Source organism: uncultured Pseudoalteromonas sp., assembly GCF_963922945.1.
GTDB lineage: Bacteria > Pseudomonadota > Gammaproteobacteria > Enterobacterales > Alteromonadaceae > Pseudoalteromonas.
In genome coordinates this window covers 16,265-42,188 of record NZ_CAWUKC010000013.1, presented here as the reverse complement: position 1 = coordinate 42,188, position 25,924 = coordinate 16,265, and the positions used below count along the sequence as shown (strand labels likewise).

The 25,924-nt window shown below is 41.1% G+C and carries 22 protein-coding genes; 17 read left to right on the top strand and 5 right to left on the bottom strand.

Annotated features, from left to right (window positions below):
• Nucleotides 1-22: 22 nt before the first annotated feature.
• On the top strand, nucleotides 23-1,558 hold the full coding sequence (locus tag AABI99_RS04880; protein ID WP_338363968.1) for a leucyl aminopeptidase family protein: 1,536 nt from the start codon (nucleotides 23-25) through the stop codon (nucleotides 1,556-1,558).
• A gap of 55 nt (nucleotides 1,559-1,613) precedes the next feature.
• On the opposite strand, the gene AABI99_RS04875 is transcribed toward AABI99_RS04880, so the two are convergent.
• Together AABI99_RS04875 and AABI99_RS04870 are read right to left on the bottom strand one after the other, a co-directional pair.
• On the bottom strand, nucleotides 1,614-3,251 hold the full coding sequence (locus AABI99_RS04875; protein ID WP_338363966.1) for a methyl-accepting chemotaxis protein: 1,638 nt from the start codon (nucleotides 3,249-3,251) through the stop codon (nucleotides 1,614-1,616).
• 135 nt (nucleotides 3,252-3,386) lie between these two features.
• Entirely contained in the window at nucleotides 3,387-5,612 is a 2,226-nt protein-coding gene (locus AABI99_RS04870; protein ID WP_338363964.1) for a S9 family peptidase, read from the bottom strand.
• A 111-nt stretch (nucleotides 5,613-5,723) separates the two neighbouring features.
• Here AABI99_RS04870 and AABI99_RS04865 point away from each other — a divergent pair, with 111 nt between their 5' ends.
• Nucleotides 5,724-6,122, top strand: coding sequence for an HIT family protein (locus AABI99_RS04865; protein WP_338363962.1), 399 nt, complete (start codon nucleotides 5,724-5,726; stop codon nucleotides 6,120-6,122).
• A gap of 32 nt (nucleotides 6,123-6,154) precedes the next feature.
• Complete coding sequence (locus AABI99_RS04860; protein ID WP_338363960.1) at nucleotides 6,155-6,682, top strand: protein tyrosine phosphatase family protein; 528 nt, start codon at nucleotides 6,155-6,157, stop codon at nucleotides 6,680-6,682.
• A gap of 40 nt (nucleotides 6,683-6,722) precedes the next feature.
• Here AABI99_RS04860 and AABI99_RS04855 read toward each other — a convergent pair whose 3' ends face one another.
• Complete coding sequence (locus AABI99_RS04855; protein ID WP_338363958.1) at nucleotides 6,723-8,423, bottom strand: Zn-dependent hydrolase; 1,701 nt, start codon at nucleotides 8,421-8,423, stop codon at nucleotides 6,723-6,725.
• Between the two features lie 281 nt (nucleotides 8,424-8,704).
• Here AABI99_RS04855 and AABI99_RS04850 point away from each other — a divergent pair, with 281 nt between their 5' ends.
• Nucleotides 8,705-9,544, top strand: coding sequence for an HDOD domain-containing protein (locus tag AABI99_RS04850; RefSeq protein ID WP_338363956.1), 840 nt, complete (start codon nucleotides 8,705-8,707; stop codon nucleotides 9,542-9,544).
• 91 nt (nucleotides 9,545-9,635) lie between these two features.
• On the opposite strand, the gene rdgC is transcribed toward AABI99_RS04850, so the two are convergent.
• Both rdgC and AABI99_RS04840 read right to left on the bottom strand, forming a co-directional pair.
• Complete coding sequence (rdgC, locus tag AABI99_RS04845) at nucleotides 9,636-10,544, bottom strand: recombination-associated protein RdgC (protein WP_338363954.1); 909 nt, start codon at nucleotides 10,542-10,544, stop codon at nucleotides 9,636-9,638.
• An 83-nt stretch (nucleotides 10,545-10,627) separates the two neighbouring features.
• On the bottom strand, nucleotides 10,628-12,385 hold the full coding sequence (locus AABI99_RS04840; RefSeq protein ID WP_338363952.1) for an ATP-binding protein: 1,758 nt from the start codon (nucleotides 12,383-12,385) through the stop codon (nucleotides 10,628-10,630).
• Between the two features lie 381 nt (nucleotides 12,386-12,766).
• On the opposite strand from AABI99_RS04840, the gene AABI99_RS04835 reads away from it, so the two are divergent.
• From AABI99_RS04835 to AABI99_RS04775, 13 genes are all read left to right on the top strand, one after another.
• The gene (locus AABI99_RS04835) at nucleotides 12,767-13,135 is read left to right on the top strand and encodes a response regulator (RefSeq protein WP_338363950.1); all 369 of its coding nucleotides are present in this window, start codon (nucleotides 12,767-12,769) and stop codon (nucleotides 13,133-13,135) included.
• A 229-nt stretch (nucleotides 13,136-13,364) separates the two neighbouring features.
• On the top strand, nucleotides 13,365-15,782 hold the full coding sequence (gene thrA / locus AABI99_RS04830; protein WP_338363948.1) for a bifunctional aspartate kinase/homoserine dehydrogenase I: 2,418 nt from the start codon (nucleotides 13,365-13,367) through the stop codon (nucleotides 15,780-15,782).
• Between the two features lie 9 nt (nucleotides 15,783-15,791).
• Nucleotides 15,792-16,727 (top strand): homoserine kinase, encoded by a 936-nt coding sequence (gene thrB / locus AABI99_RS04825; RefSeq protein WP_338363946.1) that lies wholly within the window; start codon nucleotides 15,792-15,794, stop codon nucleotides 16,725-16,727.
• A gap of 11 nt (nucleotides 16,728-16,738) precedes the next feature.
• Nucleotides 16,739-18,022 carry a threonine synthase gene (gene thrC, locus AABI99_RS04820; protein ID WP_338363944.1) on the top strand — a complete coding sequence of 428 codons (1,284 nt, stop codon included), beginning with the start codon at nucleotides 16,739-16,741 and terminating at the stop codon, nucleotides 18,020-18,022.
• Between the two features lie 270 nt (nucleotides 18,023-18,292).
• Nucleotides 18,293-19,549, top strand: coding sequence for a serine hydroxymethyltransferase (gene glyA, locus AABI99_RS04815; RefSeq protein WP_338363942.1), 1,257 nt, complete (start codon nucleotides 18,293-18,295; stop codon nucleotides 19,547-19,549).
• Nucleotides 19,550-19,960: 411 nt separating this feature from the next.
• Nucleotides 19,961-20,410 carry a transcriptional regulator NrdR gene (gene nrdR / locus AABI99_RS04810; RefSeq protein ID WP_338363940.1) on the top strand — a complete coding sequence of 150 codons (450 nt, stop codon included), beginning with the start codon at nucleotides 19,961-19,963 and terminating at the stop codon, nucleotides 20,408-20,410.
• Nucleotides 20,411-20,412: 2 nt separating this feature from the next.
• On the top strand, nucleotides 20,413-21,546 hold the full coding sequence (ribD, locus tag AABI99_RS04805) for a bifunctional diaminohydroxyphosphoribosylaminopyrimidine deaminase/5-amino-6-(5-phosphoribosylamino)uracil reductase RibD (RefSeq protein ID WP_338363938.1): 1,134 nt from the start codon (nucleotides 20,413-20,415) through the stop codon (nucleotides 21,544-21,546).
• 16 nt (nucleotides 21,547-21,562) lie between these two features.
• Nucleotides 21,563-22,216, top strand: coding sequence for a riboflavin synthase (locus tag AABI99_RS04800; protein WP_338363936.1), 654 nt, complete (start codon nucleotides 21,563-21,565; stop codon nucleotides 22,214-22,216).
• 29 nt (nucleotides 22,217-22,245) lie between these two features.
• On the top strand, nucleotides 22,246-23,358 hold the full coding sequence (gene ribBA / locus AABI99_RS04795; RefSeq protein ID WP_338363935.1) for a bifunctional 3,4-dihydroxy-2-butanone-4-phosphate synthase/GTP cyclohydrolase II: 1,113 nt from the start codon (nucleotides 22,246-22,248) through the stop codon (nucleotides 23,356-23,358).
• Between the two features lie 101 nt (nucleotides 23,359-23,459).
• Nucleotides 23,460-23,924 carry a 6,7-dimethyl-8-ribityllumazine synthase gene (gene ribE / locus AABI99_RS04790; protein ID WP_004586865.1) on the top strand — a complete coding sequence of 155 codons (465 nt, stop codon included), beginning with the start codon at nucleotides 23,460-23,462 and terminating at the stop codon, nucleotides 23,922-23,924.
• A 15-nt stretch (nucleotides 23,925-23,939) separates the two neighbouring features.
• Complete coding sequence (gene nusB / locus AABI99_RS04785; RefSeq protein WP_338363931.1) at nucleotides 23,940-24,350, top strand: transcription antitermination factor NusB; 411 nt, start codon at nucleotides 23,940-23,942, stop codon at nucleotides 24,348-24,350.
• A gap of 93 nt (nucleotides 24,351-24,443) precedes the next feature.
• Nucleotides 24,444-25,418, top strand: coding sequence for a thiamine-phosphate kinase (gene thiL, locus AABI99_RS04780; protein WP_338363929.1), 975 nt, complete (start codon nucleotides 24,444-24,446; stop codon nucleotides 25,416-25,418).
• A complete protein-coding gene (locus tag AABI99_RS04775; RefSeq protein WP_338363927.1) occupies nucleotides 25,415-25,900 on the top strand; it encodes a phosphatidylglycerophosphatase A in 486 nt (161 codons plus the stop codon). The genes thiL and AABI99_RS04775 overlap by 4 nt, the downstream gene beginning before the upstream one ends.
• Nucleotides 25,901-25,924: the final 24 nt, after the last annotated feature.

Here is a 25,924-nt window from a genome sequence, read left to right as displayed (position 1 = left end):
TTTTCTAACAGGAGCTTTACTTATGGCATATCCTCAAGCGATAGCTGCACAATCACTCAGTGCAAGCTTTGACTCATTTTCTCATGATGCACTTATTATAATTAGTGATGACTTTTCTCAATTAGCCAATAACTCATTGAGTGATGCTATCGAATCACAGGCAAAAGTAGATTCTCGTATTGGTAAACAAGTTACGTTTTTAGTGGTTAATAATGTACGTGTTGTTTTAGCGCCTACAGGACCGCTTAATCGCGATTACGATGATGTAAGACGCTACTTTGATGCCGCTAAACTTGCAATTAACGAAGCAAAAGCTGCTGGCAGTGTAAATCCTGCTATTTACTTACCTAAATTACACACAGATGCGCGTTACCAACATGCGTTAGAAGTCGCGTACTTAGGCGCGTGTCAAGCGCTATGGCAACCATTAGAAGCGCGTGAATACCTCGGTGAAAGCATTGAGCCTATTACGAAAATAGGTTTAATAGATGCAAATGAGCAAACAGTTAAGGCAGTAAATGCAATTGCGGCAGGGCAATATGCTGCGCGTGATTTATGTGGTACTGAGCCTGAGCGTATGGCACCGCCACGTTTTGCCGATTACTGCGTTGAGCTTTTCAAAGGCTCAAATGTAGCCGTAGATGTGATTGATGATATTAATACCATCGACAAAAACTACCCTATGCTTAGCACCGTTGCTCGCGCATCTTATGCGGTTGAGCGCCATCATCCACGTGTTGTAAAGCTAGAATATGTACCAGAGGGCGAAGTAACGCGCACGCTAATGTTTGTTGGTAAAGGCCTCGTTTACGATACCGGCGGTGCTGATTTAAAAGTGGGCGGCTTTATGGCAGGTATGAGCCGTGATAAAGGCGGCGCAGCATCGGTAGCAGGCTTTATGAAAGCAGTGGCAGATTATCAGCCTAAAGGCGTTAAAGTTGTTGCTTATTTGGCTGTGGTACGTAACTCAATTGGTTCTGATTGTTTTGTACCGGATGAAATTATCACGAGTCGCGAAGGCGTGCGTGTACGTATTGGTAATACCGATGCAGAAGGGCGCCTAGCAATGGGTGATCTACTTAGTGAAATGAAAGATGTCGCTAAAGGCGAAGTTAATCCTACGTTATTTACGGTAGCAACATTAACGGGTCACGCGGCTCGTGCTATGGGCCCTTACGGAGCGTATGTAGAAAACGGACCTGCACGCAGCGCTAATACCTCTCGTCAAATAGCGGATTGTGGTGATTTATGGGCAGATGCAGCTGAGGTTTCTCGCTCTCGTCGTGAAGATTATGACTTTATTAAACCGCGTACTTTGGCTGATGATGTACTATCAAGCAATAATGCAGCTTCGGCGGTGACAGCCCGTGGGCATCAATTCCCTATGGCGTTTTTAGCCGTTGTTGGTGGGCTCGATAAACACGGGAACGACTCTGAGCAGCCGCTTCCATATGTACATATGGATATTGCAGGTAGCGGTGTTGAAGGTGGTGATTGGCAGCATGGTAAGCCAACCGCAGCATCAGTAGCCAGCTTATTTGCACGCTATTGTTTATAAGCTAAAGTGCATATTTAATAAAAAGCCCTGTTAATTCAGGGCTTTTGTTTTTAAATTATTTTAATTTAAAGCGATTAACCACACTCGATAGCCCTTGGCTACTTTGTTTAAGGTTATTGCTTGCATCGGTGAGTTGCTGGGTATTATTTAGCGATTGCTCAGTTGATTGAGATAGCTCGTTGATCCGTAAGTTTACTTCATCCGCAGCTTGTGTTTGCTGCTCAGTGGCACGGGCAATTTGACTATTCATCTCGGTTATTATAGATACCAGCCTTTCTATTTCATTGAGCGATGTGTCTGCAGATGCAACTTGCTCTACAGTCGTCATTGATAGTGCTTGGCTTGATTTTACTGCCTCTACAGCAGCATTCGCACCTTCTTGTAATTTACTGATCATGGCTTGAATTTCGTCTGTGCTTTGTCCTGTTTTGCTGGCGAGAGTACGTACTTCATCAGCAACCACTGCAAACCCTCTACCGTGCTCACCTGCGCGCGCAGCTTCTATGGCAGCATTAAGTGCAAGTAAATTTGTTTGCTCCGATATACTTCTGATCACATCGAGTACAGAGCCTATGTTGTTACTTTCGTTTGCTAAATCTTCGGTTACTTGGCTTACTGTTTCTATATTGCGAGAGAGTGTTTCTATGGCGGTAATGGTATTTGCTACTACATCTTTACCCATTGAGGCATTGTGGGCTGCATCATTAGCCGCTTGCTCAGCAGCTTCTGCGTTACGGCTAACGTCATGAATTTGGTGTGTCATTTGTTCCATAGCAGCGGCCACTTGTGTAGAGCTGTCGTTTTGTAGCTCAATGAAGGAGTGACTTGTTTTACTGGACTCATCCACCGTGTGAGCGTGCCGGCTGACATCATCTGCACTTTGCGATACATGCACTAGCGACTCTCGTATTTTTAAAACAAATAAATTGAACGAATGCGCCAGCTCTGAAATTTCATCATTGCCGGATTCATTTAGATTACAGGTTAAGTCACCTTCACCTTGTGATATGTTTTTCATCATCTCTGCGGCAAGGCGAGTAGGCGTGAGTATACTTTTACCAATAAAGTAACTTAATAAAATGACAGCAACAATCATCACAAAGGCGCTGGTTATGATTAGGTTACGTTGCTGGCTAAATGCTTCATCTATGGAATCTAGGTATACACCTGAGCCAATAATCCATTGCCACGGGCTAAAGCCTTTTACAAATGCGACTTTATCTACCGGCTGATTTTTTCCTGGTTTTGGCCATTTATAAGGAATAAACCCTGCGCGGTTTTGTTTGACAATGTTAACCATTTCTACAAATAACGCTTTACCATCGGGGTCTTTGTTATTAGTTAAATCCTTTCCTTCTAGCGCTGGTTTAATTGGATGCATGACCATAGTTGGTTGATAGTTATTTATCCAAAAGTAATTGGTTTTGTCATAGCGTAGCGCTCTTACAGCTGCCAGTGCTTGTGATTGAGCTTGTTGTTGGGTTAATGTGTTGTTTTGCTCGAGTGTATAGTGGTGCTCTAACACGCTGTATGCGGTTTCTACTACATTTTGTGTTTTTAAGTATTGCTCGTGTTTTAGTGAGCTATATTGGTAAGTTAAGCTAAAAATACTTAATATAATTAAGCCAAAAATAACAATGCCAACAAGAAGTGAAAACCGCTGAAAAATACTAAAGCGCCTAAGATTTAGCATAAATTAATCCTTATGTGTGTCCCCATGTTTGCTTGTTTTAATGGTAGTAAAAAAGCGAGTTTAAGCTAGGTGTAGAGATTATTAAGGCAAAAAAAAGGCTGATATTTCAATCAGCCTTTGGTCTATTTAGCATATTTATTTAACATCAAAATGACGATTAAAGAAGTTTGTGATGGTTTGGTGTAAATGGGTTTGCACCTGTTTACCGCGTAAGCTGTGTTTTGAGCCTGGGTAGGTCATCATTTCAAACTGTTTTTCATTATCCTGCAACTGTTTAAATAATTTTGTGGCGTGGGTAAACAACACGTTGTCATCAGCCATACCATGGTAAATCATTAATGGGCCTTTTAAGCCTTCAGCATATGGGAATACCGCGCTGTCTTCGTAGCCTTTAGCATTCGTTTTTGGGTGACCAAGGTAACGCTCAGTGTAATGGGTGTCGTAAAGTGCCCAGTCGGTAACAGGGGCGCCAGATACACCAGCTTGAAAGTAATCACCGGCTTTAAACATGGTCATTAGAGCCATGTACCCGCCATAGCTGTGGCCATAAATACCAATACGTTGTGGGTCTACGTAATCAAGGGTACGTAAAAATTCAACGCCTTTGACTTGATCGGCCACCTCTACAACGCCTAAATGTTTGTAAATAGCGTCCTCAAACTTTTTACCTCGATTGTAAGAGCCTCTATTATCAAGCTGAAAAATAACATAGCCTTGCTGCGCCATGTATTGAAAGTATAAGTTTTTGCTGCGCCAGCTATTAGTTACACGCTGCGCATGTGGGCCGCCGTATACGTTAACAATTACTGGGTGCTTTTTACCGTCTGCAATATTACTTGGTTTAAACAAGCGGTAATGCATTACTTGGCCATCTTCGGCTTTAATTGTGCCGTACTCTGGTGTTGCTAAATCACTTAAGTATGGTGTTAATGGGTGGCTGTCATCGAGCTTATTTTGTTCAAGCCAAGTGATAAATTCACCATTAACTTTACGAAGAGCCGCCGAGTTAGGTTTGTTTACTGATGAGCTATTATCAATAAACGTTTTACTGTCTTTTGCCATCACTACTTTGTGGTATTGACCTTGCTCGGTAATGCGCTTAATGTTGCCTTTTTTAAACAGTGGCACACTATATAAATGGCTCTCAAGCGGGGTGTCTTTACGTCCAGCAAAGTACACTATGCCTTTTTTCTCATCCACGCCTTTTAAGCTATCAACAACCCAGTCTCCAGAAGTGATTTGTCGAATTAGCTGGCCGTTAGTGCGGTATAAATAAAGGTGTTTAAATCCGTCGCGCTCAGATGCCCATACAAAATGCTTTTTGTCTTTTAAGAAATGCAGGTCAAAATTAAGGTTGATCCACGTGTCGCTATTTTCTGTTAGCGCTACTTTTTGTGTTTTAGTATCGCTATTGTAAAAACGTAGTTCTAACTTATGTTGTGAGCGATTTTGCCACTGATACGAAAGAGTATTACTGTCTTTTAGCCATTTAGCGCGTGCAATGTAAATATCTTTATCGTCGCCTAAATTAATCCAATCAACTTTTTGGTCGTTAAGCTTAACCACGCCTAGCTGAATTTTGACGTTATCAGTGCCTGTAAACGGGTAGCGCTGATTAAATAGCTTCACTTCATCAGCGTATATTTCGTTACGAATCGCTTCTTTTACTGGGGTTTCATCTACACGGGTGAATGCAATTTTAGATTCATCGCCTGCCCACCAGTAACCCGTCATACGGCTCATTTCTTCTTGCGCTACAAATTCGGCCATACCGTTTTTAATAACGCCGCCGCCATCTTTGCTTAGTTGTATTTCTTTGCCAGTATCAAGTGCTAAGGCGTAAAGGTTTTGCTCGCGAATAAACGATACATAGTTACCTTTAGGAGAAAAACGCGCATCGGTTTCAAACGCCTCTGTATTGGTGAGTTTTTTACTTTTACCAGAGGCGAGTTCGTAGTAATACAGATCACCATTAAGAGGGAATAACAGGGCTTTGCCGTCTTTGGACCATTTGTACTCTAAAATACCTTTACCAAAAATACGTTGGCGTTCGCGGCGAGCTTTTTCTTCATCAGAAAGGTTTTCAGGGCCTGAAAACAGCTTTGCAGAATCAACTAATAGTCTGTTGGTGTTATCTTTTAAATTGTACTCCCATAAATCGTAGCGGTTGTAGTCATCGGTTTTACCTTGTAAGTAAGTTACACGGCTACCGTCTGGCGAAAACTTAAGTTGCACGGGAGCTTTACCCGATAAGCTCGGATCGTCAAATATACGCTCAAGTGATAATGGTTTGGCTTGTACGCTCAGCGCACCCACAGCAAGTGGAAGTGCAAGAGATAGGTATTTTATTTTTTTTAGCACAAGGTTGCCTTAGCTTGTTATAAATAGTGTTTTAAATGTTAAAGCTAAGCGTGTGCAACTGCAAATAAATGCTATAAAGTGGTCATTCTTAAAGACAAACTAGGTATGATAATGACGAATATTTCTTTTAAACTCGCACCAGAGCTTGAGCGAGACTGTATTGAGTTGGCCGATTGGCCTTTATGTAAAGTGTTATTACTTAACGACAGCCAATATCCGTGGTTTGTATTAGTACCCAGAAAACCTAATTTAAAAGAAATTATAGATTTGTCTGAAGGCGATCAAATTGTATATTTAAAAGAATCGGCCAAACTCAGCAAGCTTATTATGCAAGTGTTTAGCCCTGATAAATTAAACGTGGCCGCTTTGGGTAATATGGTGCCGCAATTACATATTCATCACATTGCACGCTTTACAACCGATGCAGCATGGCCCGCACCGGTGTGGGGAAAGTTTCCTGCAAAACCATACACAGATGAGCAAATAGAAAAAATAAAAACACGTTTTTGAAATCGAAAAGCTTTACATGAGTAAGGATTAATATGAAATTACTTAAAACCTTGAGTACTAGCTTATTTATTATTGCGCTATCGGGCGGTTATGTTGCAGCTACTGAGCAGGTAAATAATGCTGAGGTTGTAAAAAAGGCTGATATTCAGAACTTTGCTGCTCATAGCAACCTTGTGTATTCGGCTGCGCAGCCTAGTAAAGAGCAATTAAAGCAACTATCTAAAGCAGATGTGAAGCACATTATAAATTTACGTGGAGCAAATGAGCAGGATTGGGATGAAGGCAAGTTTGTTCAGTCACTTGGTATGGATTATCACGCATTACCTATTTCTGGCGCGCAAGATATTACAGTAGAAAATGCCCGCAACTTAGCCCGTTTACTTAAAAAGTTAAACGGTGAGCCAGTTTTGGTTCATTGTGCAAGTAGTAATCGGGTCGGTGCTTTAGTTGCTATATCTGCCCATGAAGACGGATTAAGCGTTGACGAAGCACTAGAAAAAGGAAGACGTTGGGGTATGAAAAGCCTTGAATCTAAAGTGCGGGATGTTATTAGCAAATAAAAATAAAGGCGTTACAAGGTTAACTGTAACGCCTTTTTAGTTAGTTAAGGCCTAGCACATCTTTACCTTGTTTAAAGGTTACATCCACAGGGATATTCGCTTGGCTTAGCTTTTCTAGGTCTTTAGCAAGCTCGTCTTTGATATCACCATGCGTGGCAATTAACTGATCAACTTTTTCGTAATCGCCGTCACCTTGTAAAGTTAAAATGAGGCGAGAAAGCTTAGCCATTGCCACGCCCATTTTGTCCATATTTACACGGTATAAGCCATCTTCATTTTTAGAAAATGCGCCTTCTTGTGCAAAAAAGTTAAAGCGAATCATATTAGCCTTACCGTGTGCGCTTGATGCACCAAAACGAACAGAGCGGAAAATACCGGCCATAAAAGTGGTGTAGTAATCTTCTAGTGTCCCTTCGGTAATCTCGCCTTTTTTAAGTAACTGCTCAACCATGTATAAACCTAAAATATCGGCTTTACCTTCTTCAAGTGCACTTGCGTGCTCTTGCAATGACTGGCGCACAGTGCCTTTATTGGTAATGGTGTTTTTAATACCTAGGCCATGAGCCACTTCGTGAAACATGGTATTGGCAAAAAAGGCGTTAAAGGTAATATGCTTACGTTGCTCTGGTACAATTAATTGCTCTGCAATAGGCACTAAAATTTTATCAAATTTTGCGCGCATTGCATTTTTAAGCTGCAGGCGACGAGTGCCTTTTTCAAGCTGTACTTGCTCATCGTTTGGTAAGTTAATGGCAATGGTTTTGCTGCCCGCATTAGAGTGACCTGCGTAGTAAACAACATCATAAGCATTTAAATCGGCGTCTGAACCAGGTACTTCTTGTTTATATTTAGCATCTACCGGTAAACCTTTTTGTAGCTCTGGCAAAAAGGCTGCAAATTTAGCTAGGCGCTCACTCCATTGTAAATCTTTTATAAGTACATACGACTCATAAGCCGAGCGGTAGCCAAAAAGTTGATCTTCATAAGTTTCAATAGGGCCAATAACCACATCAACAGGGTTATTTTTCATGTCCATCCAAGCTAAATCAGAGCCCTGAAAGTCATCTTTTTGTAGTGCATCAGCACGTAGGTTTAAGTAATTAGCAAACTCTTTGTCGTCTGCAAGTTTGCTTGCATCGCGTAATAGTTCTGCTGCTTTTGCTAATTCCTCTGCATATTCTTTTGAATAAGGCACGCTGTACAAGTTACCTTGTTCATCACGTTTAATTAATGAATAAAGGCCTTTTTTATCTTCTACGTCTGCGTTATTTAGCTCTTCTTTTGTTATGTCAGCAGGGTAAAACTGTGCACCAAGGGCTTTTTCTTTATAGCCTGATAAAAACGCTTCATCACCATTTAAGCGATCCCATGGGCCGTAATTAATATCAGCAAACTTACGTACTTTTTCATCACTTAGCTTTGCTAAAAAAGCATCTTTATTATCGCCAAAAGCTTGCTTCCAAAATAGGTCGTCCATAATTTTTGAGGCATCGATTAGCTTGGCAACCATGGCTTTTTGATTATCAGTTAAATGTGATAGGTCGGCTTCTAAGCTAAAGTCGGTATAAATATCTAAACGCTGCTTATCAATATTAATTAAATCGGGGCCTGCTTTCGCTGCACTTTCTTGCGCAAGTTCTACACCTGTGGCTTCACTAGAAGAGGGAGCTTGCTCTGAGCATGCACTAAGAAAAACGACACCAGAGAGCAATATTGCTTGGCTAATTTTATTTAAGATCATTTGATTGCCTGTTAAAAAAGTAAGTGTAAAAATTTGTACGTGTAAGCTGAGCAGCTAAATGTACAAACGCTTCCTTATAGTGACTGCATTAAAGCAAAACTGAATGACAAATAGCAAGTGTTTGGCGGTGTGTCGCGCATTAGGGCGATAAAAGCGCTGTGATAACAATTAATTTAAATAATTTTCTTAACTTTATCGGTAAGTTAGATAATACTCATTATATTATTAAGTCAGCGGTTAGCAGTTGCATTGCTGCCCATAAACAAAAGGATGACTGTTCTATGTCTACAGAAAATGCACTATTAACGATTTTGGTGGATAGGATTAATAACGATACACTGGTTTTACCTACTTTGCCTGAAGTTGCAATTAAAGTGCGTCAAGCAGCTGATAACCCTGATGTAAACTTAATGCAAATGTCAGATGTGATAGCTCAAGATCCAGCTCTTTCAGCACGCATGATTAAAGTGGCTAACAGCGCAATTATGGGTCGAGCGGTTAAAGTCTCAAATTTACAACAAGCGGTTACGCGCATCGGTCTGCGTCAAATCAAAAATATCGCCACAGCAATGGCCATGGAGCAACTGTTTGTTTCTAACAATGAGCTAATAAAAGGCTATATGAGTAAAGCTTGGCAAAAAACACTCAATGTGGCTGGGCATTCAATTACGCTTATGGCGTTTTATTTAGAAAATAATAAGCATACTTCATTAAATAGTGACTCTATTACACTTGCCTCATTGGTATATAACATTGGTGTGCTGCCTATTTTAACTGAAGCGGAACGTCACCCAGAAGTGTTTGCTAATCCAAGCTTTTTGGCACACGCTATCCAAAAGCTAAGTGGTAAAATTGGTGGTTCAATTATGGGAGCGTGGGAGTTCCCCCCTGAGTTTGTCAGTGTGGCTAAATACTGGGCTGATCCTTCGTATCGTCCCGAAGAAGTTAATTATATTGATTTTATTCGTATCGGTGCCATTTTAGAGGGGACTTTACAGGTATCTGATAAAGCAGCAGCTTTACAAGCCTATATTGATAAAGGGGTTATTCCTTCAATGCAGTTATTCTCGAGTGAGGAGTACAATGACATGCTTGAAAATGTTAAAGACACCTTCAGCTAATTAGTAGTTAAAAAGTAAAAGCAAAAAGCACGACTGGATCGTGCTTTTTATGTTTTCTATAGCGCTAAGCAATCTGTACTAATTGAGCGTTTTATAAATCGTCTGCATCACCTAAACCGGCCGTTAGCTCTTCAAGCAGTAGCTTGATTTCTTCTGAAGCTAAAATAAAGTCAGCATCTAGTTTAACCGCCATGTCTTCTTTAGGAATATCGGCATTTTCTTCTTTTAACGTTTCTGAGTAGCTTAAACGCTTGATAGAACCATCGTTTTGCAGCATAAACTTCAAACGCTCTTGCCAATCAAGTGCAAGCTTGGTTACGCGCTTGCCATTTTCTAAATGTGATTTAACTTCGTCACACGATAGATCATGGCCTTTTAATTTAACTTGTGCACCACTGTCGTCTGCTTCTTCAAGCTCGGCATCAAACCCTATTGCAAAGTTTTCAGGTGTGCTGAAGTTAGTTAACCAATCAGTTAAAAATACATCGAGGTCGTAATTTGCAAAAGCAGGCACTACCGGTAATGTGCCCAAAGACTTACGTAAAAGAGCAAGCAGCTCTTCTGCCTTATTAAAACTGGCGCTATTTACTACCACCCAGCCGTTTTCTTGGTCAATAAAAGCAAATTGTAGGCTCGATTTTTTAAATGCTTGAGGTAATAACGTGGTTAAGATGTTTTCTTTTAATTCATCTTTTTCTTTCTTTTTAACCGGGCGGTTTTCTTCCGCTTCTATTTGCTCTACTTTTTCGGCCACCATTTCATTTACAACAGAGGCCGGTAGCACTTTTTCTTCACGTTTAGCACACACTAAAATGCTTTTTTGCGAAAAATGCGCCAGCGAGTCACCGTGCTTACCAAATGCTTTTGTCCAACCAAATGTAGACAGGTCTTGAGAGCCACAAGGGCGAAATACGTCTTGTTCTAACGCTTTTTCAAACTCTTCTTGAGTGTACGAAACATCTTGCTTAAAGCGATAACAAATCAGGTTACTAAACCACATAAGGTAACTTTTCCATCTTTTAAATTTGCTCAATCATAGCAATAAAATGGGGTTCTCGAAATGGCTGATTTTAACCAAAGCCGTTATTGATTAAATAATGGCTTTGGCATGTTTTTAGGAAACTCTATGTGATAATGAAGCCCTTTACCTGGAGCGCTGGTGGCCTCTATAGAGCCACTAAGTGTTTGTTTGACTAAGTTAAAAGTTATATGAGTGCCCAAACCACTGCCGCCTTGATCACGTTTTGTTGTAAAAAATGGGTCAAATAGTTTAGCCAATTGCTCTTCTGTCACGCCGTTCCCGTTATCGGCATAATCTATGACAAGTAGTGTATCATCGGCAGTAATGTTTATATCAATATTGCCTTGGGCGATATTATCAAAACCATGAATAATTGAGTTCATAATCAAGTTGGTAAAAATTTGACTAATCGCTCCTGCGGGTAAGTTAAGAACTAAGTCATCAGGACACTGTAAGTTTATGGTGTGCTTTGTTTTTTTAAGTTTTGGGTGAAGCGACAAAATCACTTCTTTTAAGTAATCTTTAAGGTTAATTGTGCGTACTGCTTCACTGGCTTGATCTACTGCTATTTGTTTAAAGCTAGCAATGAGCTCAGAGGCTCTATCAAGGTTTGTTGTGAGTAAGCTTGTGCTTTGCTTAGCCTCGTTTATAAACTCTTCTAAAGCTTTAGGCGATAGCGTTTTTTCTTTGTAGGCATTTTCTAAGGTATTTAAACGCTCTTGTAAAAACGATATAGCGGTTACACCGATGCCAATAGGGGTGTTTATGTCGTGTGTAATACCGGCTACCAACCCACCTAATGCGGCCATTTTTTCGGTACCTACTAAGCGTTCTTGTGCCAGGCTTAACTCGTCAAGGTAGCGTTCTAGCTCTTTTTGTTTCGTTAGTAGTTCTTCTTCTGTGTGCCGACGTAAGTCTACTTCTTCGGTGAGTACAATTTTTTGTTTTTCTAGCTCGTACTTTTGCTGTTGTAAATCCATCATTGCTTGGCTTAAGTTTGACGTTTTACGCGCCACATCCTGCTCTAGCTGTATATTGTGCTGGTCAAGCTTTTCATTACTAACAATTAACTCACGCTGGGTGTGCTCAAGCTCTTTTCTGTACTGAACTACCTTATCTATTAAATTATTAAATGACTGCTCCATAACGTTTAGCTCGTTATGCTCTTCGGTTTCAATGTTTATGTGTTGACCTTCTAAATCATTAAGTTCTAAGTTTTCTATTTGCTCAGTTAACTCATTTAAAGGGTCGGTTAGCAGCTTTCTAAATGCCATTAAAAATAGAATGATCAAAAAAGTGGTTTTGATCATGGCATTACCGATTAAAAAGTAAATGGAGATCATTATGCGGCTAAGTACAACATCTCGACTAGAAAACAACGTTACATCACCGACTTGTGTAGCGCGACCAGAAAACTCAAAAATGAGTGGAAAGGTATAACCAAATAGCCCTGATTTTGAGTCTTCGATAATGACTTCTTCTTGTACGAGTTGCTGGTTATAAAGTTTATGTATGTCTAAAGAGCGGCCCAGCTGCGAAATGATTTCGCCGCTGTCATCGCGCACTATGATCCCTTCCACCATAGGTATAGCAAGTAAGCCTTCTGCAGTAGTGATGGTTTGCTTTGTATTTAGCTCCCAAATTGCGCGTGTTAAGCTGCGGCTGAAGGTTTTTTGCAACGTACTCAGCTCATCACGAATGTAGTCTTTGGTATTTACAAATTCTGCAAGTACTTGCCCACATGTCACCACAAAGGTAAGTAAAAAATACACAGATAAAACATTGGTTAACAATTTTTTAGAAAGACTTTTTTGTAACATTTGGGATTTACTCATCCGGTGTAATTATAGCTAAGTTGCAATTTCTAACTTAAAAGTTAGTCAACAATACCTTAAAAATAAATAAAAAATTTATTTTTTAAAGAGATAGCTCATACTTTGCGCTGTATTCCCTTAAAAATAGTATTCTAAATTGATTAAAGCTAATTTAAGCGTTTTTATAAAACTGCTTAAAGTAACAATTTTAACTAAATATGTTTTGGTTATTTCTTTTCGTTTAATAATATTCAAATTTTTATTATAAGGTTACAGTATTACCTTGCACTAACATGTAAAATGGTAGGGTTTTAGGAACGTATAAGAATTTCAAAACCACAGAACGGCTCGGTTTTGTATTTTTTGAAAGTTATTTTAGTAGTTAACATGATGAAATTTTCTATATTAGTATGTGACGACTCAACTGTTGCACGTAAACAAGTTGTGCGTTGTTTGAATGAATGTGTGACTGCAGACATACAACAAGCAGTGAATGGTGCCAATGCGCTTGAGCTTTTGCGCATGCAGCAGTTTGATCTTTTATGTTTAGACTTAACTATGCCTGAAGTTGACGGCGTACAAGTGCTTGAGCGCATTAAAGCTGAAAAAATAGAGTGTTTTGTACTGGTGATCTCGGCTGATATACAACAACAAATGAAGCAAAAAGTCGCGAAACTAGGTGCTATCGATTTTATAAATAAACCTATTAATAAATCGGCTTTAAACGAAGTTTTGCATAAATTTGGCATTCATTAGGTTTTTTCATGTTCAAAAAGGCTGTTTTATCTTTTAATTTGGGGTTGACAGCATAGCCTTTGTTAAGGCAGTCTTAAGCTCATGAAAACAATTAATCGCGTACTGACCATTATTATTACAACCACCATTCTTACTGGATAGTGGCATAGGTCGGTGCAACAAATTTAAAGGCCTGTGTTCACTAAGAACACAGGCCTTTTTTCGTTTTATGGGATGAGGAACATAAATAATGCGCGTTTTAAAATTTGGTGGCTCTTCGCTTGCCGACTTTGCATGTTTACAACAGGTAGCTCAGTTAGTTAAAGCACAGTTAAAAGATGAAATGTTATTGGTGCTTTCTGCACCTGGTGGTATGACCGACTCGTTAGTTGCTTTAGCCAGTGCAGCTGAGCAAGGCTTAGATTTTTCACAGCAGTGGCAAGCATTAGTGAGCCGTTGTGAAGGGCTAAAAGCTGATGTAGAAAAAAATGGCGGTGAAGTCGCAAACTGGCCAGACTTAAATGAGCTTAAAAATAAGCTTGATGGTGTGGCGCTAATTAAGTGCTGCCCAGACCAGGTACGTGCATTTGTAATTAGCTTTGGTGAGCGTGTCAGTGTATCGCTTATGCAAAGTTTATTAAGCTCGCATAATGCTCAATACCTTGAAGCAACGCGCTGTGTAGCCTCAACAGGTGGCTATATTGATGCTGAGGCCGACTTAGTTGCAAGCAAAGCGCGTTTTCAAGCCGTGCTTAAAGAAAACCCAGCCACCATTTACATTATGCCGGGCTTTACAGCAAGTAATGAACAAGGCGAACTTACTACGCTTGGTCGTAATGGTTCTGACTACTCAGCAGCTATTGCAGCGGGGTGTTTAAATGCTGAAATTTGCCAAATTTGGACAGATGTTGATGGTGTATACAGCGCTGATCCTCGTTATATCAAAAAAGCGACTAAAGTGGACTTTCTCTCTTATAAAGAAGCCATGGAGCTTTCTTATTTTGGCGCTAAAGTGCTTCACCCTAAAACTATTTTGCCGTGTGCGAAAGCGGGTGTACCGTGCGAAATTAAAAACACCCATAATCCAGATGTACAAGGGTCATTAATTGGCAATGATTATGTATCGGATGAGCCAGTAAAAGCGCTTTCTAGCTTACAAGATTTAGCAATGCTTACTGTGTCAGGCCCGGGCATGAAAGGTAAAGTGGGTATGGCGTCAAAAGTATTTAATGCACTTGCCCACGATAACGTATCGATAGTATTAATTACGCAGTCATCATGTGAGTTTAGTATTAGCTTTTGCGTGCACGAAAGCGATTTAGCGCTAGCGCTAGAAGCCTTACAAAGTACGTTTGAGCTTGAATTACAAGCAGGCTTAATTGAGCCGGTACAAGTGCAACGTAATCTTGCTATTGTTACTTTAGTGGGCGATAACATGCGTGCACACAAAGGTTTGGCGGCACAGTTTTTTGCCTCTCTTGCACAAGCGCAAGTAAACATAGTAGCCATTGCACAGGATTCTACAGAAAGCGCTATTTCGGCGGTTATTGATGGTGAGCTGTGTAACGATGCAGTCAAAATTTGCCACGAAAACTTCTTTACTCATGTTCCTTCAATTGACGTGTTTTTACTTGGCTGTGGCTTAGTAGGTCAAGAGCTTATTTCTCAATTAGAGCGCCAGCAAGCGTGGCTTGAAAAACGTAATATTAAGTTAAACCTATATGGTGTCGCGAATTCTCGTCAACTGCATCTAGATAGCGAAGGTATTGCATTTGATGACTGGCAGCAAAAGCTAGCAGCATCAGAGCAAGCGTTTGACTTGAATTTAGTGGAGCAGTTTGTAAAACAAAACCACTTAGTAAACCCTGTGCTTGTAGATTGTACGTCGTCTGATGCGCTAGCAGCTCAGTATGTGGACTTTTTAAATGCCGGTTTCCATGTGGTTGCCGCTAATAAAAAAGCAACAACCAGTTCGTACTCTTATTACCAAGACTTAATTGCAGCAACGCAAAAAAATAACCGTAAGTTTTTATACGAAACAAACGTAGGTGCAGGCTTGCCAGTAATTGATAACTTACAGTCGTTATTTGGTGCAGGTGATGAGTTACTTGAGTTTAGCGGTATTTTATCAGGCTCACTATCTTACATGTTTGGTGCGCTTGAGGATGGTCTTTCACTTTCTGAAGCCACAATTAAAGCCAAAGAAAATGGCTTCACAGAGCCTGATCCGCGTGATGATTTATCAGGTACCGATGTAGCACGTAAATTGCTCATTATTGCTCGCGAAGCCGGCATGAAGTTAGAGCTTAGCGATATAGAAGTTGAGTCGGTATTGCCACAAGGTTTTGCACAAGGCGACAGCGTTGATGAATTTATGGCTAAACTGCCAAGCTTAGACGCTGAGTTTAACGACCGGATTCAAAGTGCAGCGGCAGAGGGCAAGGTGCTTCGTTATGTAGGTACAATTAAAGAAGGCCACTGTAAAGTAGGCATTGAAGCGGTAGACTCATCGCACGCATTAAGTGTAATTCGTGATGGTGAAAACGCGTTAGCAATTTTAAGCCAGTATTATCAACCACGTCCGTTTGTAATTCGCGGTTACGGCGCAGGCTCTGCAGTGACAGCAGCCGGCGTATTTGCTGACGTATTAAAAACGTTATCGCGCTAGGAGTTAAAAATGATAGAAGTATATGCTCCGGCGTCGATAGGTAATTTTGCAGTCGGCTTTGACGCACTAGGCGCAGCGCTCGCGCCTATTGATGGCAGTTTATTAGGTGATGTGGCCGCAGTAAGTGCCGCTCAAAGTGATAAGTTTGTTTGCTCAGGCGAATACGCGCATAAATTACCAAGCGATGCGAGTGAAAACCTAGCGTATCAGTGCTTAGTACATTTTAGAGCGCATGTAGCACCAGATATGCCCAGTGTAAAATTAGAACTTAAAAAGAACCTACCTATTGGCTCAGGGCTAGGTTCGAGTGCGTGCTCGGTGGTCGCAACCTTTGCTGCACTTGATAAATTTGCGCAGACCAATTTAAGCCAAGTTGAGCTTATTGAATTAATGGCTGATTTTGAAGCACTTGTAAGTGGCGGGCGTCATTATGACAACATCACTCCGTGTTATTTAGGCGGGCTGCAGCTTACAGGCAATTTAATCCCTAATAAATCAATTGCTTTACCGGTTGACGAAAACTGGTACTACGTAGCGGCATTTCCTGGTTTTTCGCTTAATACAGCAAAAGCTCGCTCTGTGCTGCCAAAAGAGCTAAGCATGCACGCAGGGGTTGAGTTTGCACAGCGTTTGTCGGCATTTAGTAGCTTGTTGTTAACACAGCGCTTTGATGATGCGCTCAGTATTATGCAAGACGCTATAGCAGAGCCATACCGTGCGCCATTAATAGCGGGTTTTAGTGAAGCAAAAGCCTGCTTACCGGCATTAGGTGCCGAGGTTGTAAGTATATCTGGCGCAGGCCCTACATTATTTAGCGTATGTAAAACCTTAGAAGAAGCAAAGCAATGCGCTCAATGGCTTGAGAAAAATTATATAAATGAGCAGGGTTTCTGCCATATTTGTAAATTAGATAACGACGGCACGCGTCAATTAACAGTTTTATAGGATAGGCAGTTATGCAATTACATAATTTAAAAGAAAATTCTCAAAAAGTGTCGTTCGTTGAAGCGGTAAAAACGGGGTTAGGGCGCAACCAAGGCGTGTTCTTTCCTGAGTCTTTAGCACCAATAGCTGATATAGACGCATTACTTGATATGGACTTTGTTACACGTAGTAGCAAAATTTTATCGCACCTAATTGGCGATGAATTACCCGCTGATACCGTTGCACAAATGGTTAAAAATGCATTTAACTTTCCAGTAAAATTGGTAGAAGTTGAAGATAATAACTATTGTTTAGAGCTTTTCCATGGCCCTACGCTTGCGTTTAAAGACTTTGGCGGGCGTTTTATGGCTGAGTGTTTAGCGCAGTTTAATCAAGGCGAAAAAGTCACGATTTTAACGGCGACCTCAGGCGATACTGGTGCGGCTGTTGCACATGCGTTTTACAACAAGCCAAATATAGATGTGGTTATTTTATACCCTAAAGGCAAAATTTCGCTTGCTCAGCAAAAGCTATTTACTACGCTTGGGAACAACATTCATTGTTACGCGGTTGATGGCAGTTTTGATGACTGTCAGGAAATGGTTAAAAAGTCGTTTTTAGATGACGAAGTTAAATCTACACTTGGCCTTAACTCTGCAAACTCAATCAACATTAGCCGCTTAGTGGCGCAAGTGTGTTACTACTTTGAAGCCATTGCTCAGCTACCAAAAGAAAAGCGTGCCACAGCGCATATTTCAGTACCGAGCGGTAACTTTGGTAATGTATGTGCCGCCATGATTGGCGCGGTAATCGGTATGCCAGTAGATAAACTAAGCGCAACGACTAACCAAAACGATACAGTGCCACGTTTTATACTTGATAAAAATTGGGCGCCAAATGCAACGCTTGAGTCGCTTTCAAACGCGATGGATGTGAGTAAGCCAAACAACTGGCCACGTGTGCAAACAATGTTAGATAATGACTGGTTTAGCTACGATAATTTTTACTCAACCAGCGTGAGCGAAGAAAACACGCAAGTAGTGATGAAAAATATTCAACAAAAGGGCTATGTTGCAGAGCCGCATACCGCCATTGCATACCAAGGCCTTGTAGAGAATAAAGCGCCCGGTGCGGCAGGGATCTTTTTAGCAACTGCTCACCCCGCTAAGTTTAAAGAAAGCGTAGAAGAAATTTTAAATATTGAACTTGATATGCCAAAACCACTTAGCGACGCACTTGCTAAACCTTGTTTAGCAAGCGATATTAGCCCTGATTATGAAGCGTTACGCACTGAAATACTCACTAAGTTAGGTTAACTAACTTGGCGTTTAAAAAGCGGCCTTGGCCGCTTTTTTTGTATTTTGAGCGCGTTAAATAAAGTATTTATCATTAACTAATTAAATGTAAAAAATAAAAGTCATTTAAATTATTAATGTATTTATAAAAAAATATCATCTTAAAAACGCTGTGAAATAGATCCAATCCCTGTTTAAATATCCTCAACTTAAGAGCGTAGGCAAAGAGTCGTTTAAAGCGTACAATAAAGCCTCTAAAAAACACCATACACGTTGCCCTAGGAGACCCCAATGTTAGAACGTAGCATGAATATTTCGGATTTTGATCCAGAGTTATTTGACGCGATGAACAAAGAAACTGCTCGTCAAGAAGAGCATATTGAATTAATCGCATCAGAAAACTACTGTAGCCCACGCGTACTAGAAGCGCAGGGTTCACAGCTTACAAATAAATACGCTGAAGGTTACCCGGGCAAACGTTACTATGGCGGTTGTGAGCATGTTGACGTAGTTGAACAACTAGCAATTGATCGTGCTAACGAGCTATTTGGTTCTGATTATGCAAACGTTCAGCCACATGCGGGTTCTCAGGCAAATGCAGCTGTTTTCTTAGCATTATTAGAAGCAGGCGACACTGTACTTGGTATGAGCTTAGCTCATGGTGGTCACTTAACGCACGGCTCTCACGTTAGCTTTTCTGGTAAGCTATACAATGCTATCCAATACGGGCTAGACGAAGTAACCGGCGAAATTGATTACGCACAGGTAGAAGCGCTAGCACTAGAGCATAAACCAAAAATGATTATTGGTGGTTTTTCTGCATATTCAGGCATTGTTGATTGGGCTAAATTCCGTGAAATCGCTGATAAAGTAGGCGCTTACTTATTTGTTGATATGGCTCACGTTGCAGGTTTAATTGCGGCGGGTGTTTACCCAAGCCCAGTACCTCACGCCCATGTTGTAACAACAACAACACATAAAACATTAGCAGGCCCACGTGGTGGTTTAATTATTTCAGCGTGTGGCGACGAAGCAATTTACAAAAAGCTTAACAGCGCTGTATTCCCAGGTGGTCAAGGTGGTCCTTTATGTCACATTATTGCTGCAAAAGCCGTGGCATTTAAAGAAGCACTACAACCAGAATTTAAAACGTACCAAGCACAGGTAGTTAAGAATGCTCAAGCTATGGTTGCTGTTATGCAAGAGCGCGGTTACAAAATCGTATCTGATAAAACAGAAAACCACTTATTCTTACTTGATTTAATCGATAAAGACATTACTGGTAAAGATGCAGATGCAGCGCTTGGTAATGCAAATATTACCGTGAACAAAAACTCAGTACCAAACGATCCACGTTCACCGTTTGTTACTTCAGGTTTGCGTATTGGTTCACCGGCAATTACTCGTCGTGGCTTTAAAGAAGCTGAGTCGAAAGAACTTGCAGGCTGGATTTGTGATGTATTAGACAACATCAACGATGAGTCTGTACAAGCACAAGTTAAAGAAAAAGTTAAAGCAATTTGTGCAAAATTACCTGTATACGCTTAATTGCATAAGCAGCAGTAATTTAGATCACAACAAGGGGCCTGTTTACCTTTCGAGGTTTAATTTGCAGTAGTATGTTTGGTTTTTAGGCAAGGCAGAGTCTATGTAGTGTGGTTACTCCACACAAATAGGCGATAACGCAGCATAAATGCCAAACATGCACTGCCCTCGGGTTCGTCCTAGGGGCGATTTACTCTTTGTTGCCTACATGGATGTAGGTAAGGGGCGTGAGCAGGACGCGGAAGCTTTGCTCGGTTTTTACTTAGCCCACTAGGTTACAAACCTCGCGCCGCGATCAAATCACCCCTAGATAGAACAAATTTAATCCTGAAAGGCCAACAGGCCCTATTTTTTTGCTAAGATAAAAGGCCGCTAAATAGCGGCCTTTTTTGTTTAAAACGGAAGTACCTAGTTATGCATTGCCCATTTTGCACCGCAAAAGACACCAAAGTAATAGACTCGCGCCTGGTTGGTGGAGGCCATCAAGTTCGCCGTCGTCGTGAATGTAACGAGTGTCACGAGCGATTTACTACCTTTGAAGGGGCTGAGCTTGTTATGCCACGTGTGATTAAACAAGATGGCAGCCGAGAACCTTTTAACGAAGACAAGCTACTCAATGGCCTTAATCGCGCCCTTGAAAAACGCCCTGTCAGTACAGAGCAAGTCGATGAAGTGGTTAATATTATTAAATCGCAGTTACGAGCCACTGGAGAGCGCGAAATATCAAGTCATCTTGTAGGGGAGTGTATAATGGAGTCGCTTAAAAAACTTGATAAAGTAGCCTATGTAAGGTTTGCCTCTGTGTATCGCTCGTTTGAGGATATACGTGAGTTTGGTGAAGAAATAGCTCGCCTAGGGGAGTAATAATGCAAAACCAAACAACTTTTACTTCACAAGACGAAATGTACATGGCTCGTGCCATCGAACTGGCAAAAAAAGGGCGATTTACAACCACTCCCAACCCCAATGTTGGGTGTGTTTTAGTTAAAGATAACCACATAATTGGTGAAGGGTTTCATCAATTAGCGGGGCAGGGGCATGCTGAGGTTAATGCCCTTGCAGTGGCCGGTGAAAACGCAAAAGGTGCGACAGCATATGTTACACTTGAACCGTGTAGTCATTACGGACGCACTCCCCCGTGTGCAGAGGCTTTAAAATCCGCAGGTGTTGTGAGAGTTATTGCAGCTATGGTCGACACCAACCCGCAAGTGGCAGGTAAAGGGCTTAAAATACTCAGCGATGCTGGTATTGAGGTTGCCTTTGGACTTTTAGAGCAGCAAGCGCGCGCTCTTAATTTAGGTTTTTTTAAACGTATGGAGCAGGGGCTTCCGTATGTAACGTGTAAAATGGCAGCAAGCATTGATGGTAAAACCGCACTTAAAAATGGCCAAAGTAAATGGATCACCGGCCCCGCTGCTCGCCAAGATGTACAATTACACCGAGCACAAAGCTGCGCTATTTTAACGGGCGCCGATACGGTTATTACCGATGATGCTAAGCTCAATGTAAGGTTAAGCGAACTGCCACAGGCTTTGCCTACCAAATTACCCCTACGCCAACCGGTGCGGGTTATAATTGACTCACAAAATAGGCTAACACCTGATCTGGCAGTATTTAATATTGAAAGTGAGATAATAATTTTTACTACCAAGGTTGATAAATCAACGCAGTGGCCGCATTTTGTAAGGCATATAGAAGTGCCAGAGCAAAATAACAAAGTTAATTTAAAGTCTGTTTTAGAAACGCTAGCTCAACTGCAGTTTAATCATGTTTATTTAGAAGCCGGTGCTACACTTGCTGGTAAAATGACTGAGCTTAACTTAATAGACGAATATATATTTTATCTTGCGCCTAAACTCATGGGGTGCGATGCAAAAAGTTTAGTTAATTTTGCTCCGCTGACAGATATGCAAAACACCGTTAATTTAACCTTTAAAGAGTGTGTGATAGTGGGCGATGATTTACGCATAACCGCTACAAAACACATTCTAACCACTTAATTAAAAGAGTAGGGCTATGTTTACTGGAATAATAGAAGCCACAGGCAAAATTGCGCTATTACAAAAAAAACAAGGCGATTTAGCCATTCGCATTCAAAGCGCTAATCTTGATATGAGCGATGTAAAGCTTGGCGATAGCATTGCCACTAATGGCGTATGTTTAACGGTAGTTGATAAACACATTGATGGCTTTAGTGCCGATTTATCTAACGAGACTATTAGCCTAACTGGGTTTGCAAATTATAATATAGGGCAAACTGTTAACCTTGAAAAAGCCATGCAGCCGGTTTCGCGTTTAGGCGGGCATTTAGTTTCAGGGCATGTTGATGGTATAGCAACGATTACCGCTATTGATACAAACGCACGCGCAACAGAGTATTGGCTTAGTACCGATGAAAACTTGATGAAATACATTCCTTATAAAGGGTCTGTCTGTATTGATGGTATAAGCCTGACAGTAAACGCTGTACAAGGTAATAAATTTAAATTAACCATAGTGCCGCATACAAGCGAGCAAACCACTATCGCTGACTTTAAAGTGGGCACGCGCGTTAATTTAGAAGTCGACCAAATTGCACGTTATTTAGAGCGCTTAATTAAAGGGGCTGAGCAGCCGACTGGCTCAGATATTTCAATGAGCTTACTAGCTAAAGCTGGTTTTGTTAAATAACAACACTGATAACTTACACGAGCAAATTTATGAACTTACACAGCGCACAAGAAATCATCGACGACATTAAAGCCGGTAAAATGGTTATTTTAATGGATGACGAAGACAGAGAAAACGAAGGTGATTTAATTATAGCCGCAGAGCATATTAGCGCCGAAGCTATTAACTTTATGGCCACTCATGGTCGTGGGTTAATTTGTTTAACTATGACGCAAGAGCGTTGTGAGCAGCTAGATTTACCGTTAATGGTAAAAAATAATGGCGCTGCGTTTTCTACTAACTTTACGATGTCGATTGAAGCTGCCAAAGGCGTAACAACCGGTATTTCAGCGGCAGATAGAGCGCGCACAGTGCAAGCTGCAATAGCAAAAGGCGCAGTACCGAGCGATATCGTACAGCCTGGGCATATTTTTCCGATTATGGCACAACCGGGTGGCGTATTAACACGTGCTGGACACACAGAGGCCGGATGTGATTTAGCACGTTTAGCAGGCCTTGAAGCCTCATCAGTTATTGTAGAAATTCTTAATGCTGATGGCACCATGGCACGTCGTCCTGACTTAGAAGTATTTGCTAAAGAGCACGGTATTAAAATTGGTACAATTGCCGATTTAATTGAGTACCGAAACCTTAACGAAACCACAATTGAGCAAGTGGCTAAATGTAAACTGCCAACCGAACACGGTGAGTTTGATTTAGTCACCTACAAAGACACCATTGACGGTCAATTACATTACGTATTGTTAAAAGGCGAAATTAAAGAAAACGAGCCAACACTTGTGCGCGTGCACTTACAAAGTACTTTTAACGATATTTTACTTTCAGATAGAAGTGCGGATCGTAGTTGGGGGCTTTCTGATGCAATGGCTTACATTGCAAAAAATAACGGTGCGCTGGTTATTTTAGGTAAACAAGAAAGCACCGAAGAGCTAGAGGCCACAGTAAAAGCATTTGCTGCGGCTGATGCTGGCGAAAATGTCACGCCACGTAAGTTCAAAGGTACATCACGTACTGTGGGAGTTGGCTCGCAAATTTTGGCTGATTTGGGGATTACTCAAATGCGCTTAATGAGTCGCCCTAAAAAGTACCATGCTCTTTCGGGCTTTCATTTAGAAGTTGTTGATTATGTGGAGCCGCAATAAGCGGTTTGCTTTAAACTAGTCTATTTTTTTATTTTTATGGTATGATGCGCTGCAATTTTTTCGCAATCGCAACCGCTCGAACATATTTTTAGGGTTATCAAATGAAAATTATTGAAGGTAATAAGTACGCCCCAGGCAAAAAATTCGCTATTGTTATTTCTCGTTTTAACGATTTTATTGGTAGCAGCCTACTAGAAGGTGCTGTTGATGAGTTAAAGCGTACTGGTGGTGTAGCCGATGATGACATTACTGTTGTATATGTACCTGGTGCAGTAGAGTTACCTTTAGCGGCAAAACGCATTGCGGCAAAAAAAGAGTATGATGCAATCATCGCATTAGGCGTAGTGATCAGAGGTGGTACGCCACACTTTGACCTCGTTGCTGGCGAATCTAACAAAGGCCTTGCAAACGTATCGCTTGAGTATGATATCCCGGTTGCATTTGGCGTATTAACCACAGAAAGCATTGAACAAGCAATTGAACGCGCTGGTACCAAAATGGGTAACAAAGGCGGCGAAGCGGCTTTAGGCGCGCTTGAAATGGTTAATGTGTTAGATAAAATTTAAGTTTAAGGAATTTTTGTGAAACCAGCAGCAAGACGTAAAGCACGTATCTTAGCACTTCAAGCCGTTTATTCATGGCAATTAAGTGGCAATCTAATTGCCGATATCGAACAGCAAATGTTGATCGAAAACGACGTGACTAAAATTGATGTTGAATACTTTAAAGATTTAGCGCGTGGCGTTGCCGTTAACTATAAGCAATTAGACGAAGCTGTATCACCACATTTAACACGTCCATCTGATGATTTAGATATGGTAGAGCGTGCAATTTTACGTTTAAGCGCTTACGAGCTTAAATTCCGTGAAGATGTACCATACAAAGTAGCAATCAATGAAGGTATTGAGCTTGCGAAAATGTTTGGCGCAGAAGATAGCCATAAATTTGTAAACGGTGTACTTGATAAAGCTGTTAAGCATTTACGCAAGTAATACTAACCTATTTAAAGCGCTCTGCTAAAGAGCTCAGCTTTAACAGTTAGTACACGTTAAAAGGAGAGCCGGCATAGGTCGGCTTTTTTGTGTATGAAGGAATTTGAATTAATAAACCGCTACTTTAAAGGTCGTGGTATAACGCGTCGTGATGTGAACCTAGGAATAGGGGACGACTGTGCATTAGTGAGCGTTCCGCAAAACTGCCAACTTGCAGTGACAACTGATACGCTTGTATCGGGGGTTCATTTTTTTGATGATATTTCTCCTCGCGCATTAGGGCATCGCGCATTAGCAGTAAATTTAAGTGATTTAGCAGCCATGGGGGCGGAGCCTACGTGGGTGTCGGTGGCACTAACCCTACCTAATGCAAACCAGCAATGGATTGAAGAATTTACTGAAGGAATGCACGAAATTGCAGAGTACTTTAATGTACAAATAATTGGTGGCGATACCACACAAGGCCCGTTGACCGTGACAATTTGTGCCAAAGGGATTATACCCGAAGGCAAAGCTTTACGCCGTGCAGGTGCTAAAGTGGGGGATTGGGTATGTGTGACCGGAACATTAGGTGATGCAGGCCTTGCAATTGAATCTCGCAAACAAACCATGAATATTGAACCTGCGCATTTAAAGTACATAAACAACCGCTTTGATTACCCGACGCCACGGGTTGCTGCAGGGCAAGTGCTGCGCGGTCTTGCGTCATCAGCAATTGATGTATCAGATGGCCTCATGGCCGATTTATCACACATACTTGATATGTCACAAGTCAGCGCCAGTATCAATATTGAAAACATTCCTACTTCAGATGCTATGCGCTCAACGCTTAATTTTGAAGAGCAATTGCCTTATATTTTAGGCTATGGTGATGACTACGAATTACTTTTTACTGTCTCTGAAGATAATAAGAGTATGTTGGAGCTTAAATTACGCCAGTACGGTGTGGAAGCAACGTGTATAGGGCAAATAAAAAGTGGTGAGGGGCATATTGAGCTTTTACATCACGGTGAAAAATTTAATTTTGAGCAACAGGGCTTTGAGCACTTTGCCAAGGAGCAGGTTTGACTAGCAAAAAACAGTTTAATTTAAAACGCCCTCACCAGTTATTTGGCCTTGGATTTGGCTCTGGACTTGCACCTGTTGCGCCGGGAACATTTGGTACATTTGCTGCGTTACCCTTTATTTTTATGACCATGTATTTTCCGCTTTGGTTACAAATTGTATTTGCAGTGGTGATAAGCATTTTTGGTATTTGGGCGTGTGGCAAAACTGCCGAAGATTTAGGGGTACATGACCATCCCGCGATAGTTTGGGATGAGGTTGCTGGCTACTACATCACCATGATAGGTGCAGCGCTCAGTTGGCAAACCTTGTTGGTCGGTTTTTTATTATTTAGGTTTTTTGATATTGCCAAACCAGGCCCGATTAAAAAACTTGATAAGCAGATGAGCGGTGGTGTGGGTATTATGGCGGATGATGTACTTGCCGGGATTTTTTCGCTTATTTGTTTGCAAGCGTTAATAAAAGCAGGTTTACTACCCTTTTAGTTTTTGTGTTTTACTTGTTTGACT